General features: G+C 63.3%; 17 protein-coding genes and 1 tRNA gene. 15 read left to right on the forward strand and 3 right to left on the reverse strand.

Translation table 11 applies throughout. The features are described 5' to 3' along the window. Positions 1-114: 114 nt before the first annotated feature. The 10 genes from glpR (at position 115) to R4P47_RS01235 (ending at position 7,320) form a co-directional block, all read left to right on the forward strand. Positions 115-984, forward strand: a complete 870-nt coding sequence (gene glpR, locus R4P47_RS01190) for a gephyrin-like molybdotransferase receptor GlpR (RefSeq protein WP_149405147.1) — start codon at positions 115-117, stop codon at positions 982-984. Positions 985-1,039: 55 nt separating this feature from the next. After that, positions 1,040-1,112 (forward strand) — tRNA-Ala (locus R4P47_RS01195). A 368-nt stretch (positions 1,113-1,480) separates the two neighbouring features. Further along, entirely contained in the window at positions 1,481-2,323 is an 843-nt protein-coding gene (locus tag R4P47_RS01200; RefSeq protein ID WP_094639552.1) for a glycosyltransferase family 2 protein, read from the forward strand. Beyond that, positions 2,320-2,964 carry an acetyltransferase gene (locus R4P47_RS01205; RefSeq protein WP_317783915.1) on the forward strand — a complete coding sequence of 215 codons (645 nt, stop codon included), beginning with the start codon at positions 2,320-2,322 and terminating at the stop codon, positions 2,962-2,964. Before R4P47_RS01200 ends, R4P47_RS01205 begins: the two co-directional genes overlap by 4 nt. 166 nt (positions 2,965-3,130) lie before the next feature. After that, complete coding sequence (locus R4P47_RS01210) at positions 3,131-3,994, forward strand: glycosyltransferase family 2 protein (RefSeq protein ID WP_411567278.1); 864 nt, start codon at positions 3,131-3,133, stop codon at positions 3,992-3,994. A 368-nt stretch (positions 3,995-4,362) separates the two neighbouring features. Beyond that, positions 4,363-4,815 carry a GyrI-like domain-containing protein gene (locus tag R4P47_RS01215; protein ID WP_068049769.1) on the forward strand — a complete coding sequence of 151 codons (453 nt, stop codon included), beginning with the start codon at positions 4,363-4,365 and terminating at the stop codon, positions 4,813-4,815. Beyond that, positions 4,815-5,249, forward strand: coding sequence for a GyrI-like domain-containing protein (locus tag R4P47_RS01220; RefSeq protein WP_183130221.1), 435 nt, complete (start codon positions 4,815-4,817; stop codon positions 5,247-5,249). Before R4P47_RS01215 ends, R4P47_RS01220 begins: the two co-directional genes overlap by 1 nt. Positions 5,250-5,437: 188 nt before the next feature. Beyond that, positions 5,438-6,112 (forward strand): ScbR family autoregulator-binding transcription factor, encoded by a 675-nt coding sequence (locus tag R4P47_RS01225; RefSeq protein ID WP_317783917.1) that lies wholly within the window; start codon positions 5,438-5,440, stop codon positions 6,110-6,112. Positions 6,113-6,171: 59 nt separating this feature from the next. After that, a complete protein-coding gene (locus R4P47_RS01230; protein ID WP_317783918.1) occupies positions 6,172-6,342 on the forward strand; it encodes a hypothetical protein in 171 nt (56 codons plus the stop codon). A gap of 75 nt (positions 6,343-6,417) precedes the next feature. Beyond that, a complete protein-coding gene (locus tag R4P47_RS01235; protein ID WP_317783919.1) occupies positions 6,418-7,320 on the forward strand; it encodes an SDR family oxidoreductase in 903 nt (300 codons plus the stop codon). Here the strand turns inward: R4P47_RS01235 and soxR are convergent. Continuing rightward, positions 7,236-7,736 carry a redox-sensitive transcriptional activator SoxR gene (gene soxR, locus R4P47_RS01240; protein ID WP_068283494.1) on the reverse strand — a complete coding sequence of 167 codons (501 nt, stop codon included), beginning with the start codon at positions 7,734-7,736 and terminating at the stop codon, positions 7,236-7,238. The two genes, R4P47_RS01235 and soxR, sit on opposite strands and share 85 nt — an antisense overlap. Before the next feature lie 64 nt (positions 7,737-7,800). Between soxR and R4P47_RS01245 the strand changes: the two genes are divergently transcribed. Further along, positions 7,801-9,039 carry an arginine deiminase gene (locus tag R4P47_RS01245; protein WP_317783920.1) on the forward strand — a complete coding sequence of 413 codons (1,239 nt, stop codon included), beginning with the start codon at positions 7,801-7,803 and terminating at the stop codon, positions 9,037-9,039. 4 nt (positions 9,040-9,043) lie between these two features. Here R4P47_RS01245 and arsC read toward each other — a convergent pair whose 3' ends face one another. Next, positions 9,044-9,391: an arsenate reductase (glutaredoxin) gene (gene arsC, locus R4P47_RS01250; protein ID WP_149405150.1), complete on the reverse strand. Its 348-nt coding sequence runs from the start codon at positions 9,389-9,391 to the stop codon at positions 9,044-9,046. A 62-nt stretch (positions 9,392-9,453) separates the two neighbouring features. Here arsC and R4P47_RS01255 point away from each other — a divergent pair, with 62 nt between their 5' ends. The 3 genes from R4P47_RS01255 (at position 9,454) to R4P47_RS01265 (ending at position 10,990) form a co-directional block, all read left to right on the forward strand. Continuing rightward, positions 9,454-10,122, forward strand: coding sequence for an NAD(P)H-binding protein (locus R4P47_RS01255; RefSeq protein ID WP_317783921.1), 669 nt, complete (start codon positions 9,454-9,456; stop codon positions 10,120-10,122). Between the two features lie 10 nt (positions 10,123-10,132). Then, on the forward strand, positions 10,133-10,501 hold the full coding sequence (locus R4P47_RS01260) for a GntR family transcriptional regulator (RefSeq protein WP_037191990.1): 369 nt from the start codon (positions 10,133-10,135) through the stop codon (positions 10,499-10,501). Between the two features lie 66 nt (positions 10,502-10,567). Continuing rightward, positions 10,568-10,990 carry a DoxX family protein gene (locus tag R4P47_RS01265; RefSeq protein ID WP_317783922.1) on the forward strand — a complete coding sequence of 141 codons (423 nt, stop codon included), beginning with the start codon at positions 10,568-10,570 and terminating at the stop codon, positions 10,988-10,990. Positions 10,991-11,062: 72 nt separating this feature from the next. Here the strand turns inward: R4P47_RS01265 and R4P47_RS01270 are convergent, their stop codons facing one another. Next, a complete protein-coding gene (locus R4P47_RS01270; protein WP_317784069.1) occupies positions 11,063-12,574 on the reverse strand; it encodes a dolichyl-phosphate-mannose--protein mannosyltransferase in 1,512 nt (503 codons plus the stop codon). Between the two features lie 107 nt (positions 12,575-12,681). Here R4P47_RS01270 and rsmI point away from each other — a divergent pair, with 107 nt between their 5' ends. Next, positions 12,682-13,506: a 16S rRNA (cytidine(1402)-2'-O)-methyltransferase gene (gene rsmI, locus R4P47_RS01275; RefSeq protein WP_317783923.1), complete on the forward strand. Its 825-nt coding sequence runs from the start codon at positions 12,682-12,684 to the stop codon at positions 13,504-13,506.

Here is a 13,506-nt window from a genome sequence, read left to right on the forward strand (position 1 = left end):
CAAAGTGACAGGAGTGTAATTCGGGTCGGCGCGTCTGCATCGTTCTCGCGCCTCCTCCCCATAGCCTGATGACGTCACAAGTGTCACCGTTGCCCAGGGAGGAGAACATCGCCGATGCCGAACTCGATCATCTGGATCGGTCTCGTAGCCGTCTGGCTCTTCGTTCTTCTGCCCATGCTGATGACCAAGCGTCCGCAGATCATGCAGACGACCGACGCAGCGCTCGCGACCCGCGTGCTGCATCGGGGTGGCACGAAGCGAAAGCAGCGCGGCCCCGCGACCGGGCACCGCAGTGATCCCCACTGGCGACCGGAGGACGACCTACGAGTCTCCGCGCCGGCCCGAGAGATCTTCGGCCCCGCGATTGCGACTGTTCGTCCAGACTCACCCGATCTACCCGGTACCGCGGAGGACCCGATGGACACTCACGCAGCAGACAGCGACCTCGAGCGCGATGCACCCGACTCGGATGCATCGAATGCAAGTTCGCCCGCGCACGAACCCGGTGTCGTCGACGACGATTTCGTCCCTCGCCGACGCGGCCGCGGCGGTTTCGACCCCGAGGCCGATGCGATCGCCCGTGCCGCGCGGTACGCGTTTCGACAGCGCGCAGTTCTGGGGTTGGTATTCGCGGCGATCACCACTGCGGCTCTGGCCTTCATCATCTCTCCGACGGTCTGGTGGCTGTGCGGACTGTCCGTGGCCGTCCTCGTCGGTTACCTGTACTACCTGCGGCGTCAGGTGCAGATCGAGGAAGAGGTCCGTCGACGTCGGCTCACCCGGATGGGCCGGTCCCGTCTCGGTGTGGAATCGGAGACCGACGACGAACTCGAGCTCGTCCCGCAGCGGTTGCGTCGCCCCGGTGCGGTGGTGCTCGAGATCGACGACGAGGATCCCGAATTCGAGCATCTCGATCACTACGAGGAGCCGTTCCAGGCACGTCGTGACGAGGACCGGGACATGCGCAGGGCCCAGGGCGCGTAGCTGCCGCCCGAAGCGGCTTTGCTAGAGTTACCCAGCCGGTCGACATGACGGCGAAGGGGCTGTGGCGCAGTTGGTAGCGCGTCTCGTTCGCATCGAGAAGGTCAGGGGTTCGATTCCCCTCAGCTCCACCCAAGACAAAAACCGTCACTCACCCGAGTGGCGGTTTTTTCGTTGTCCGGTAACAGTTGTCCGGTAACAACGGCGGCGAATATTACCGCGAAGTGAATTCCGAATGGATTTGTATCGACCGAACTAGGTGGTCGGTTCGGGGGTTCATTCTCGAAGGCGGGTGCTGGATAAACCCCAATTGCACTATCGACGCGCAAAACCTTCGATTCGATTGTTTGGAGCGTCGGGACCTGGCTTCGGGAATCTTTCGGACCCGTGAGCTGCGGATATGCAACTCGGGCATCTTTAGGCAATTACCGGGACATGTCGTAAGTTCTAAGAGGTTGCTGTGAAGAATTGAAATGTCGAAATTTGTCAGGGGATCGAAATGAACACGCTCAGTGTGGTAATTCCGGTACTCGACGAGGTCGATCATCTGGGCGAATGCTTGACGCTGCTGCTCGATCAGGGCGACGACATCGACCGCATCGTCGTGGTGGACAACGGGTCCACCGACGGAACGCTTCAATTGGTGAACAACGTTCGCGCGCGGACGAACAAGGTCGTGCTGGTGCACGAACCCAATCGCGGCGTGGTCCACGCTCGCAACACCGGATTCGACCTGGTGGACTCGTCGATCATCGGTCGAATCGACGCCGACACCCGTGTTCGACCCGGGTGGGCGCGCTCGATCGTCGATTTCTTCGACGAGCATTCCACCGTCGCTGCCACGGGTGGCCGGACGTTCCTGTACGAATCACCCTGGGCCCGACCCCTGGCGTGGATGCACTCGCGCGCCGAGCGACGTGAGCCCTCGGTGCGCTCTGCGCTGGCGGTATCGGGCAACAACTTCGCGATCCGCGCATCGGCCTGGCGCACGGTTCGCGGTGCGGTCAGTGAGCGAACCTGCGTACACGAAGACATCGACCTGTGCCTGTGCCTGGCCGCCGAGCATCTGCCCGTCGCCCAGAACGGATGGATGAAGGCCGCAGTGTCCGGTAGGCGCGCGACGACATCGCCGGTGAAGTACGTCCACTATGCGTTGGCCGGCTACCGCTCGTATGAGGAGCACGGTCTCGCGTCGCGCAAGCTGGGTCGCATCGTGGCCATGGATTGGCTGATGCACACACTGCGCTGGCCCATCTCGCGACTGTTCGCAGCCGTGCCGTGCCGGGCGCTGCCGGTCGACGATCGTGCCGAGTCCGACGAACGGATGCGAGCTGCCGCGTGACGGCTCTCTCGCGTGTCCGCGACTGGATGCGTGACCCGGGGGACGTCCGCTGGGCCCTCGTGCAGATGCGTCAGGCGACCGTCGTCTCGTTGGCGAACGTGCCGTTCCTGCCTGCAGTGTTGCGCGCATCCGTTCTGCGGCCTGCGGGTCTACGGAATACCGGTCCGTGCCTGATGTACGGCGGTTCCATGATTCAAGGACAAGCATCGGTTCGGTTGGGAACCGGCGTGTTCGTGAACTTCGGCTGCTATTTCGACACCGTTGCCGACATCGTGATCGGTGACCATGTCTTCATCGCCGATCACGTTCGCATTCTCACCAGTACGCACGAGACCGGGCCGTCGCGGCGTCGAGCAGGCGCACTGCGGGGAGAGTCGGTGGTGATCGGTCCGGGAGCGTGGATCGGGTCCGGCGTGGTCGTGATGCCGGGTGTACGCATCGGTGCCGGATGCATCATCGGGGCGAACTCGCTGGTGACGCGAGACTGCGAACCGGATGGCGTGTACGTCGGGTCCCCGGCGCGCCGTCGCAGAGAGTTGAACGCCCCTCCCGTAGCGGAGCAGTGGATCGGGGACAAGGCCGGTTCTCGTGATCGGGAGGCAATGCAACGATTGATACTTCCTCCGAATTCCGAATTCTGAACCATAAAGTCCGAATAATTCGACGGGTTCTTTTCTTGAAGTAATGATGTAGCATCGTCAACGTCAGCGGCTCGGAATCGAATGCATTCACCGTGTAAGGATGTCGGGCTACACGATTGCCAAAAATGTGTCAGGGGTTGGCGTTGTGAATACTCTTTCCATTGTTGTGCCTGCATTCGACGAGTCGGCTCACATAGGCGAATGTCTGGATGCTTTGCTCGTTCAGCGCGATCGCATTCACGAGATAATTGTCGTCGACAACAATTCGACCGACGACACCGCGGCCATCGTCACCGAATACGCGCGGCGTTTTCCGCAGGTGGTTCTGCTGCGAGAGTCCGAGCGCGGCGTCGTGCACGCCCGCAACGCCGGTTTCGATCACGCTCGCGGATCGGTCATCGGCCGCATCGACGCCGATACCCGCATCGAGGCCGGCTGGGTCGACTCGGTGCTCGACTTCTTCGAGCGCCGCCTCGACTATGTCGCAGTCACCGGGCCGATCTACCTCTACGACTCCCCGTGGGCGCGACCGTACCGGGCGTTCGTCGACCGTTCCGTACGGAAAAGGCCCTCTGAGCGTTGGGTTTCCGCCGCTTCGGGCAACAATTTCGCTATCCGCAGATCCGCGTGGGAAGCGGTTCGCGCTCGCACGAGTCTGCGTACCGATCTACACGAGGACATCGATCTGTCTCTGTGTATCGACAAGGTCGGTCTGCGGATCGCGCAGATCGAGCCGATGCGCGTCGAGGTGTCCGGACGTCGTTTGCTGACGCCACCCCTCGAGTACCGGTACTACGTTCAGAGTTCGTATCGCACGTGGGCCCATCATGGGCTGGCCGGCGGTTGGCTGCGCAGATTGCTGATTTCGGACCTGGTTCTGCACACGATGCATTGGCCCCTGACGCGAATTCTGTCGTCGTGCGAATCTCGAATTCTTCCGGTCTCGCACTCCGGAGCGGGCACTACCTCTGTGCGTGAGCTGTCCGGTATTCGCGACCAGAGTTACGCTGCAGCAACGCGCGGAGAGTGAATCGTTCGACATTGTTCTGTGCCCGATTCGCAGTTGGGGGAATGTAGGACCGCGCTCTGCGCGGGGACCGTCGATCCGTACCGGTTTCCTGTATCGGTTCTTCGGCAGGTGCAGGCACGGCCGAAATTGCCTGCGGAATCGAGCGCGTCCGGTCGACGGGACAGGGTGGGACGAGGTAACCGATGCGGCCTCCGGGTCTCCGGAGAAACCGTCGACGACAGCTGTTGCGGCGATCGAAACGGGTGCGAAGTACGGTTGATCGATTGACGATCCACCTACCAGTCGCGCCGGTAGATTGACGGGCGATATTGTGAACGGACCGGTTCCGAGCACAGGATCTGCCCCTGCAACTTCTCTACGGAGTGTGAATGTCGTTCGAGATCGTCGACCTCGCTGAAACGTGGGTCGCGGGTCTTCCCGTTCGCAGCCCCAAACGGGCGCTCGGCCGCCTCGACGACCCGGCTCTCGATCAAGCGTGGTCCGCAGTTCTCAATCAGGAGACCTCGGGTCCGCTCGCGTCCATTTATACCGACTTCGCCCCCGGTATTGGCTCGTACAATACGCAGGTAGTCGGTTATCAGTGTTCTTCGCTCGATCGAGTTGCGCGCGGACATCTGGTGGCAAAAGTGCCCGCGGCGAAATACGCACGGTTTTCTGCGGTGGGGTATTTCCCCGACGTTCTCACCCGATTGTGGAACCAGATCGATCATGCCGAAGAGCAGGGCGAGATAGTGCGATCGTTCACCGGCGACTACGAGTGCTATCCCCACGCGTACAAGATCGACCTCTATCTGGCGATCACCGCGCCCGGCGGTTCGTGATGACCTTCCGGGTGACGGCGCGCAGTGCAGAGCTGTTCAGTGGGTTGGTGGCACCGCGAGTGGAGCCCGGCGCGGAATCGAGCGGCAGCGAATGGATGCGATTCCTGCGAGATCGTCTGCGCGAGAAGCATATCGACGCGCACCAGGTGTGCACGGTGTACGTTCCGGACCCCCACGGTACGGTCAACGCGGTGGTCGCCGTCTCGGTGGACGCGCCCGGCGACGTCGCGGTGGGGGATGTCTTCGTGTCGGTACCGACCGGAGTGTTCGCGGTATTCACGCCCACCGGAGCATTGGCGGATCCGATCGAGGACGTGTGGGCTCAGGTCGAAGAGTGCGTTATGTCCGGATCGATATTTCGCGCCTACAAAGAGGAAGTCGAAGTCGTTACGAATACCGGAGAAGTGGAACTTTTCATTTCAATCGTTTTGTAAACGAGCTGTTCTTCATGCAATTGTCACTTTCGAATCACAAAATCGCCACCGAACCGGTTACTATTGTCGAGCGCTGGCAGCCCGATATGGCGAAGTGAATTCCACGTTCACCTCGATCGGACTACGGGTAGGCAGCGGATACAGAGCGTCGATGTCATGCAAGGTCGACAGAGCAGGGGTGTTCCAACATGGTGAGACAACTGAGAGCAGAAGCAACACGAGCGGCCGCACTGCGCGCTGCAGCAGATCTCTTCCTCGAGGTGGGGCATGCGAATGCCACGCTGAGTCAGGTGTCAGCGCAGTCCGGTGTGACCAAGGGTGCGTTGTACTTCCATTTCGCGTCCAAGGAAGAACTGGCGCGTGCGATCGTCGACGAGGGACATGATCGCGTGTCCACCGCGTGCGCCGGCCTGGTCGACAGTCGTAGCCCGGCTCTCGAGTCCGTCATCGGAATCTCGTATTCGGTACTCGAGCTCGCCGCATCGGATCCCCTGGTGCGCGTCATGTACCGGTTGCAGATGGAGATCGACGGATCCGACACCGCCCGCGGCAGTGTGTTCGGTACCTGGGGAAACATCTTCGAGCATCTCTTCGAGCGGGCAATCGAGCACGGTGACGTCGCCGACCATCTGGATGCAGGCAACGCTGCGCTGCTGGTGTGCGAGATGCTCGCCGGAGTTCTGATGGTGTCCGAGGCGCAGTCCCGGCTCGCGGATGCCCCCTCGCGCATGGAGAAGGTCTGGAACACCGTCCTTCCGTCCCTGGTGCCTGCTGACAAACTTGCCTACTTCCGCGAATTCGCGGCACGGAGTCTGTCCAGTTTCGTGCGCGAGAGCATCACGTCGGCGTCTGTCACCGTCTGAGAAATTCCGTGATCTCGGGGTGCTTGCCGCACACCCGGTTGCCGGGCACACTGTGTGACATGGAACACACTGTGCACCGGCCGCGGATGTCGGACAACGAACTCCGGAAAGCGATCGGAACCCTGCAGCAGCGTGCGGACGACGCACGCAAACAGGGTGCCGACGACGATGCTGCGCGAATCGAGCGCACTGTCGCCGACTACCGAGACGAGATGTCGCAAAGATTGTGACAACTCTCCCGGTCGTCACCGCGTAGGGTCGAAATCGAACTGACACGTGGCAACCGGTGGGGGTTACAAGCTTCGATGGCTACATACGATCTGCGCGGTAAGAAGACGTTGATCACTGGAGCAGGCAGCGGAATCGGTCGGGCAACGGCCATCGCTGCTGCAGGAGTGGGAGCGGAACTCTTCCTGACCGATATCAACGGCACCGGTTTGGCGGAGACGGTGGACCTGGTCGGTCGCGCGGGCGGTACCGTCAGTCACTCGTTGCCCTTCGATGTGTCCGATTTCGAAGCCGTCACCGCGTTCGCGGACGACATTCACGCCGAGTTCGGCAGCCTGGACGTCGTGATGAACGTTGCCGGCATCTCCGCGTGGGGAACCGTCGAGAATCTCGAACACCGGCACTGGAAGTCGATGGTCGACGTCAATCTGATGGGGCCTATTCACATCATCGAGAAGTTCCTACCTCCGATGATCGACGCCGGACGGGGTGGCCATCTGGTCAACGTCTCGTCCGCCGCCGGATTGATTCCCCTTCCGTGGCACGCTGCCTACAGCGCCAGCAAGTACGGTCTGCGCGGAGTCTCCGAGGTACTCAAATACGACCTCAAGCGCCACGGAATCGGCGTCAGCCTGGTGGTGCCCGGTGGCGTCAAGACCGGGCTGGTGCAGACGCTTCAGATCGCCGGCGTCGATCGTGACGATCCGCGGGTACAGAAGTTGCAACACAGGTTCGAGAAGCGTGCCGTGGAACCCTCGTTTGTCGCCGATGCCATTCTCGCCGGAATTGCCAAGCGCAAGTACCTCGTCTACTCCTCCAACGACATCCGGTTCGGGTACTGGGTCGCCAGAAAATTCGCCCCGCCCTACGAATTCGTACTGCAGAAGGCGAACGATCAGTTCTCCAAGCTGCTCGTGCCGCGTCGAGTCGAGGGTTCGTCGAAATCGACGTCCAGCGTGCGCGCACCGGGCCCCGAATAGGACAGTTCGTCGTGTGGGTTGACCAATGCGCAGCCGGCCAGCGACAGGCAACCGCACCCGATGCACCCGGTCAAGTTGTCCCGAAGCCGGATCAATTGCTCTATTCGAGAGTCGAGTTCGCGATGCCACTGCGTCGAGAGCCTGGCCCAGTCCTCGCGCGTCGGAGTCCGCTCGTCCGGTAGTTCGCTCAACGCCTGCCGGATGTTCGCCAGTGGGATCCCGACCTTCTGCGAGATCCGGATGAAGGCAACCCGGCGCAGAGTTTCGCGATGAAATCTGCGCTGGTTTCCCGAGGTTCGGCGACTGCTGATCAGCCCCTGTTTCTCGTAGAAGTGCAAGGCCGAGACCGCAACTCCGCTGCGCTCGGACAGCTGGCCGGGAGTCAGTTCTCGGACGTTCCACTCGGGCATCGGCACGACCTCGACAATACTTCAGGTCCTGATCCCAGCGGCGGCCGGCGAATGGGATTACCGTTCGTTCATGAGTGTCGATGCGGTTGCGGGCCCGTTGGGTGCCGACTCCGAGGTAGGGGTGCTGCGCACCGTCATGCTGCACCGGCCGGGAGACGAGCTTCGACGCCTCACACCGCGCAACAACGATCAGCTGCTGTTCGACGGTCTGCCGTGGGTCGATCGCGCACAGGACGAGCACGACGCGTTCGCCGATCTCCTGCGAGGTCGAGGGGTCACGGTGCTGCTCCTCGGTGAGCTTCTCACCGAGGCCATGACGGTCAGCGGCGCAGCGCGAATGCAAGGTATCTCCGCCGCCGTCGATGCCCGACGGCTCGGCCGGTCGCTTGCCGAGGACCTCGCCCAACATCTACGAGGTGTGCCGGCGGCCGAATTGGTGCAGATCCTCATGGCGGGAATGACTTTCGACGAATTGCTCGAGGCGGAGACGGGGGAGCCGCAACCGAGCGGGGCATCGCTGGTTCGGCGAATGCATCACGGTGGGGACTTCGTCATCGACCCGCTGCCGAACCTGTTGTTCACCCGCGACTCGTCGTTCTGGATAGACGACCGAGTGGCGATCACCTCGCTGGCGCTGCCTGCCCGTGTGCGGGAGACGTCGCTGACCGATCTGATCTATGCATTCCATCCGATGTTTCGCGGCGTGCGGCGCGCGTACGAGTCGCGGACCGCTCCGGTCGAAGGCGGCGACGTGCTGCTGCTCGCTCCGGGGGTGGTGGCAGTCGGAGTTGGCGAGCGCACCACGCCCGCAGGCGCAGAAGCGTTGGCGCGCAGCCTGTTCGAGGACGATTTGGCGCACAGTGTGCTGGTGGTGCCGATCGCGCAGGAGCGCGCGTCCATGCATCTGGACACGGTGTGCACCATGGTCGATACCGACGCGGTGGTGATGTACCCGGCGATTCAGAACACGTTGTCCGCGTTCACCATTCACCGCGAAGATGCAGGGGTCACCATCCGGGGCGGTGACCCCTTCCTCGAGGCGGCCGCCGATGCGATGGGCATCGGCAAGCTGCGCGTGATCGATACCGGACTCGATCACGTCACCGCCGAGCGCGAACAATGGGACGACGGCAACAACACGCTCGCCATTGCGCCGGGAGTCGTCGTCGCGTATGAGCGCAACGTCGAAACGAATGCACGGCTGGAGGCGTCGGGCATCGAGGTGCTGCGGATCTCCGGATCGGAACTGGGTTCGGGGCGGGGCGGCCCCCGCTGCATGTCGTGCCCGGTGTCGCGCGAGAGGTTGTAGCGCTCTACAGCACGGTCTGTACCTTGTCGGCCGGGCGAGCGAGCACGGTGCCCTTGTCGGTCACCACGATCGGGCGCTCGATGAGTATCGGGTGCTGGACCATCGCCGCGATCAGCGTGTCGGCGTCCGCGCCTGCCAGCCCCAGTTCCTTGTAGATGCTCTCGCGAGTTCGAATGGCCTGACGCGGTTCGAGGCCGGCGTCGGCAAGGAGCGCGCGCAGCTCGTCCTCGGTGGGAGGCGACTCGAGGTATCGAATCACCCGCGGCACCACACCGGTTTCCTCGATCGCTTTGAGGACCGTACGAGAGGTGTTGCACCGGGGATTGTGGTAGATGGTTGCCGAGCCAGTCATGTTTGCAATCTTGCCACGCGGGTAGCCACCCCGACAGATTCACGCCAGGAACGGGAGTGGTTATGACCGACAAGCGCATTGTCATTGCAGGTGGCCACGGCCAGATCGCGCAGCACCTGACTCAGGTGCTCACGGCGCACGGAGATCGTGCGGTATCGCTGATTCGTAACAGCGACCACGTCGATGCCGTCACCGCGCTGGGCGCGCTGCCGCAGGTGATCGATCTCGAATCGGCCTCCGTCGACGAGGTTGCCGCAGTGCTCGCCGACGCGGACGCGGTGGTGTTCGCTGCAGGTGCGGGCCCGAACAGCGGTCCCGAGCGCAAGGACACGGTCGATCGGGCCGGCGCAGTGCTTCTGGCCGATGCGGCAGAGAAAGCAGGCGTTCGCCGCTACGTGCTGATCAGCTCGTTCGGTGCCGGGGAGCCGGTCGCCGAGGATCTCGATTCCGGCTGGAAGGCCTACATCGAGGCCAAAACTGCTGCGGAAGAAAATGTTTCGGCCAGAAGCGGACTGGACTGGACGATTCTGCGTCCGGGCAAGTTGACCGATGAGGACCCCACCGGCTCGGTATCGCTGACCGAGCCGCCGCTGGACTCGGGTGAGGTGACTCGCGCCGATGTGGCCGCGGTGATCGCGCAGTTGCTCGATACCGGCTCGGCTGTGCGCAAGACGCTGATGTTGACGTCCGGGCCGACTTCGATCGTCGACGCAGTCGACGCGCTCGGATAAGGCATCGACCGTGCGCGTACACATCGATTCGTCGAACACCACCCCGGTGTTCGAGCAGCTACGAATGCAGATTCTGGGGCTGGTGCGATCGGGCGATCTCATCGCCGGTACCAAGATCCCGACGGTCAGAGGTCTCGCCGAGGAACTCAAGATCGCACCGAACACGGTGGCGAAGACCTACCGGGAGCTCGAGCAGCAGGGAATCATCGAGACGAGGGGCCGGTCCGGTTCGTTCGTCGCATCGGGCGGCGATCCGTCGCGCGACATCGCGGCCCGGGCGGCGACGGAGTTCGTCAGGACGGTCCGGTCCATCGGACTGGACGACGATCAGGCTCGATCGTTCCTCGAATCTGCCCTCAAGGGTGCGAGCGGCAGTTAAGTTGACGCTTCAACCTACTTCTGTCAGGGTAGGGCTGCCCTTGTAGCCCTGTCAGAAGGATGTGTCATGAACTCCACCGTCGTACGCGACGTCGTTGCCCTCGTAGCTCGAATCGGCCTGGGTATCGTTTTCATCGCCCATGGCTGGCAGAAGCTCAACACCTACGGCCTCGACGGCACCGCAGCAAGCTTCGAGATGATGAACGTGCCGCTGCCCACGGCGTCCGCCTACTTCGCCACGTTCGTGGAACTCGTCGGCGGCGGTGCGCTCGTGCTGGGCATCTTCACTCCGGTCGCGGGTCTGCTGTTGTTCCTCGACATGCTCGGTGCTGCGGTCTTCGTGCACTTCGAGAACGGCGTGTTCGCTGCGGACAACGGTTACGAACTGGTTGTCGCCCTCGGGGTCGGCGCGCTGCTGCTCGCCGCATTCGGTGCCGGACGCATCAGCATCGACGGACTCACCAAGGGCAAGACTGCGTTGCTTGCGTAGGTCGTTCCGCAGGCTCCACTCCTGCCTTGCATAGGTCGTTCCGCGGGCTCCACTCCTGCCTGGCTCGATCGCTCAGCGCCAGCTCGGCAGCCACAACTGTTGCTGCCACATCTCCGGCGTGATCGGCATTGCGGTCAGAATCGGCCACAGCCATACGAAGTTGGCTATCACCACGGCGAGGTACAAGGACACCAGTAGCAGTCCGGTACCTCGCCGTTCGGCCGATGCGGTGGCTTTGCCGATGATGTCGCCCAGCACCAGTGCGAAGCCCATCACCATGAACGGTGCGAGAGCCACTGCGTAGAAGTAGTACATCTGTCGGTCGAGTGTGGTGAACCACGGCAGCAGTGCTGCGGAGTACGCCACGAGCACTGTGGCGTAACGCCAGTCGCGTCGGACGAACACCGACCAGATCACCCAGGCCAGCATCGGCAGTGCCAGCCACCACATCGCGGGCGTGCCGATCAGCATGATCGCCTTGACACACGAGGACGCCGAGCAACCGGACACGTTCTCGCCGTCGGCGAAGTAGTAGAGCATCGGGCGCAGACCCATCGGCCAGGTCCACGGCTTCGATTCCCACGGGTGTCGGTTGCCCGCCGAGTTGGTCAGTCCCTCATGGAATTGCAGCACGCTGCTGCTGTAGAACCACAGGGACCGCAACGCGTCGGGCACGAACGAGAACGGACCTCCCGTACCGACGCCACTGCCGACCTCGTGTCGATACACGCCGGTCTCGGAGGTGAACCACGCCCACCAGGTCATCAGATACACGGCAATCGGAACGACCACCAGCGCGTACAGGGCAGGCCCGATGTCGCGCAACGCCGTTCCCCGCCATGGCCGCCGAACTCCGTATGCGCGGCGTGCCGCCACATCGAATGCCACGCTCAACAATCCGAAGAATGCGATGAAGTACAGACCCGACCACTTGGTGCCGCAGGCGAGTCCCAGCATGATGCCGGCTCCGAATCGCCACCACCGCACTCCCATTCGCGGGCCGAGCACGCTGACGTCCATGCGGCCCTCGGCGCGCACCCTCGACAGACGCTGTCGCATGTCGTCGCGGTCGACGACCAAGCAACCCAGCGCAGCGGTGACGAACAGCGCGAGAAAGATGTCGAGCATGCCGATGCGGCTGCTGACGAACGTCACGCCGTCGACGATGAGCAGAATGCCTGCGATCGCCCCGACCAGTGTCGATCGGGCGAGGCGTCGCACGATTCGAATGACCAACAGCACCAACAGGGTTCCGGCCACGGCCGAAGAGAAGCGCCAACCCCAGCCGTTGTAGCCGAAGAGCGCCTCACCGATGGCGATCAGTTGCTTGCCGACCGGTGGATGCACCACCAGCCCGTATGCCGGATTGTCCTCGAGCCCGCCGCCGGTGAGAACCTGATAGCCCTGCGGGGCGTAGTGCTTCTCGTCGAACACCGGGGTTCCGGCGTCGGTGGGGTATCGCAGCATCGTGAAGCGCGTGATCGCGCAGATCACGGTGATGACGATGGTGACGATCCACCCGCGGCGGGCATCGGTGTCGTGGAACCAGTCGCGCGCGGCAACGGTGGGCCCGGGACTGACCATCGACCGGTCGCCGGAGCGCTCAGAGGTCAGCAAGGTCACGTACCGATCGTAGGCGTTGATCGGCAGTGCTCGGCACGCCGCTGCACAGCGTGCGGGACACTGGAGGCATGCTCATCCTTGCCGCCACCCCGATGGGCGACGTCGGTGATGCCTCGCAGCGCCTGCGTGATGCCCTCGGCACTGCCGATGTCGTCGCCGCCGAGGACACCCGGCGCACCAAACAACTCGCGTCCTCGCTCGGCGTGGTGATCGCAGGAAGAGTGGTCAGCTTCTACGACCAGGTCGAAACCGCCCGCCTTCCGGCTCTCGTCGAGGCAGTGGGCGAGGGCAAGACGGTGTTGCTGGTGACCGACGCGGGGATGCCGTCGGTGAGCGACCCCGGCTACCGCCTCGTGGCAGCCTGCGTCGATGCCGGTCTGCCGGTGACGTGTCTGCCCGGGCCGAGCGCGGTCACCACGGCCCTCGCGCTGTCCGGTCTGCCCGTCGAACGCTTCTGCTTCGACGGATTCGCGCCGCGCAAGCAGGGACAGCGACGCACCTATTTCCGAACCGTGCTCGCCGAACCGCGTGCCATCGTCTTCTTCGAGGCACCGCACCGTCTCGTCGCGTGCCTCGAGGACGCCGTCCACGTCCTCGGTCCCGACCGCCGCGCCGCGGTGTGCCGGGAGCTCACCAAGACCTACGAGGAGGTGCGCCGCGGCGGCCTGGGGGAGTTGCTCGAATGGGCGAGGGACGGGGTGCGCGGAGAGATCACCGTCGTGCTCGAAGGAGCCGTCGCCGTCGCCGAGGAACCCGAGGATCTCGTTGCCGACGTGGAAACGCTGGTGGCGTCGGGCATGCGGTTGAAGGACGCCTGCGCTCAGGTGGCGGTCGACGGCGTCTCCAAACGTGAGGTCTACGAGGCCGTTCTCGCCGCACGTAAGGAGCAGTAG

The sequence above is a fragment of the Rhodococcus sp. IEGM 1370 genome (assembly GCF_033142325.1).
Classification (GTDB): Bacteria; Actinomycetota; Actinomycetes; order Mycobacteriales; family Mycobacteriaceae; genus Rhodococcoides.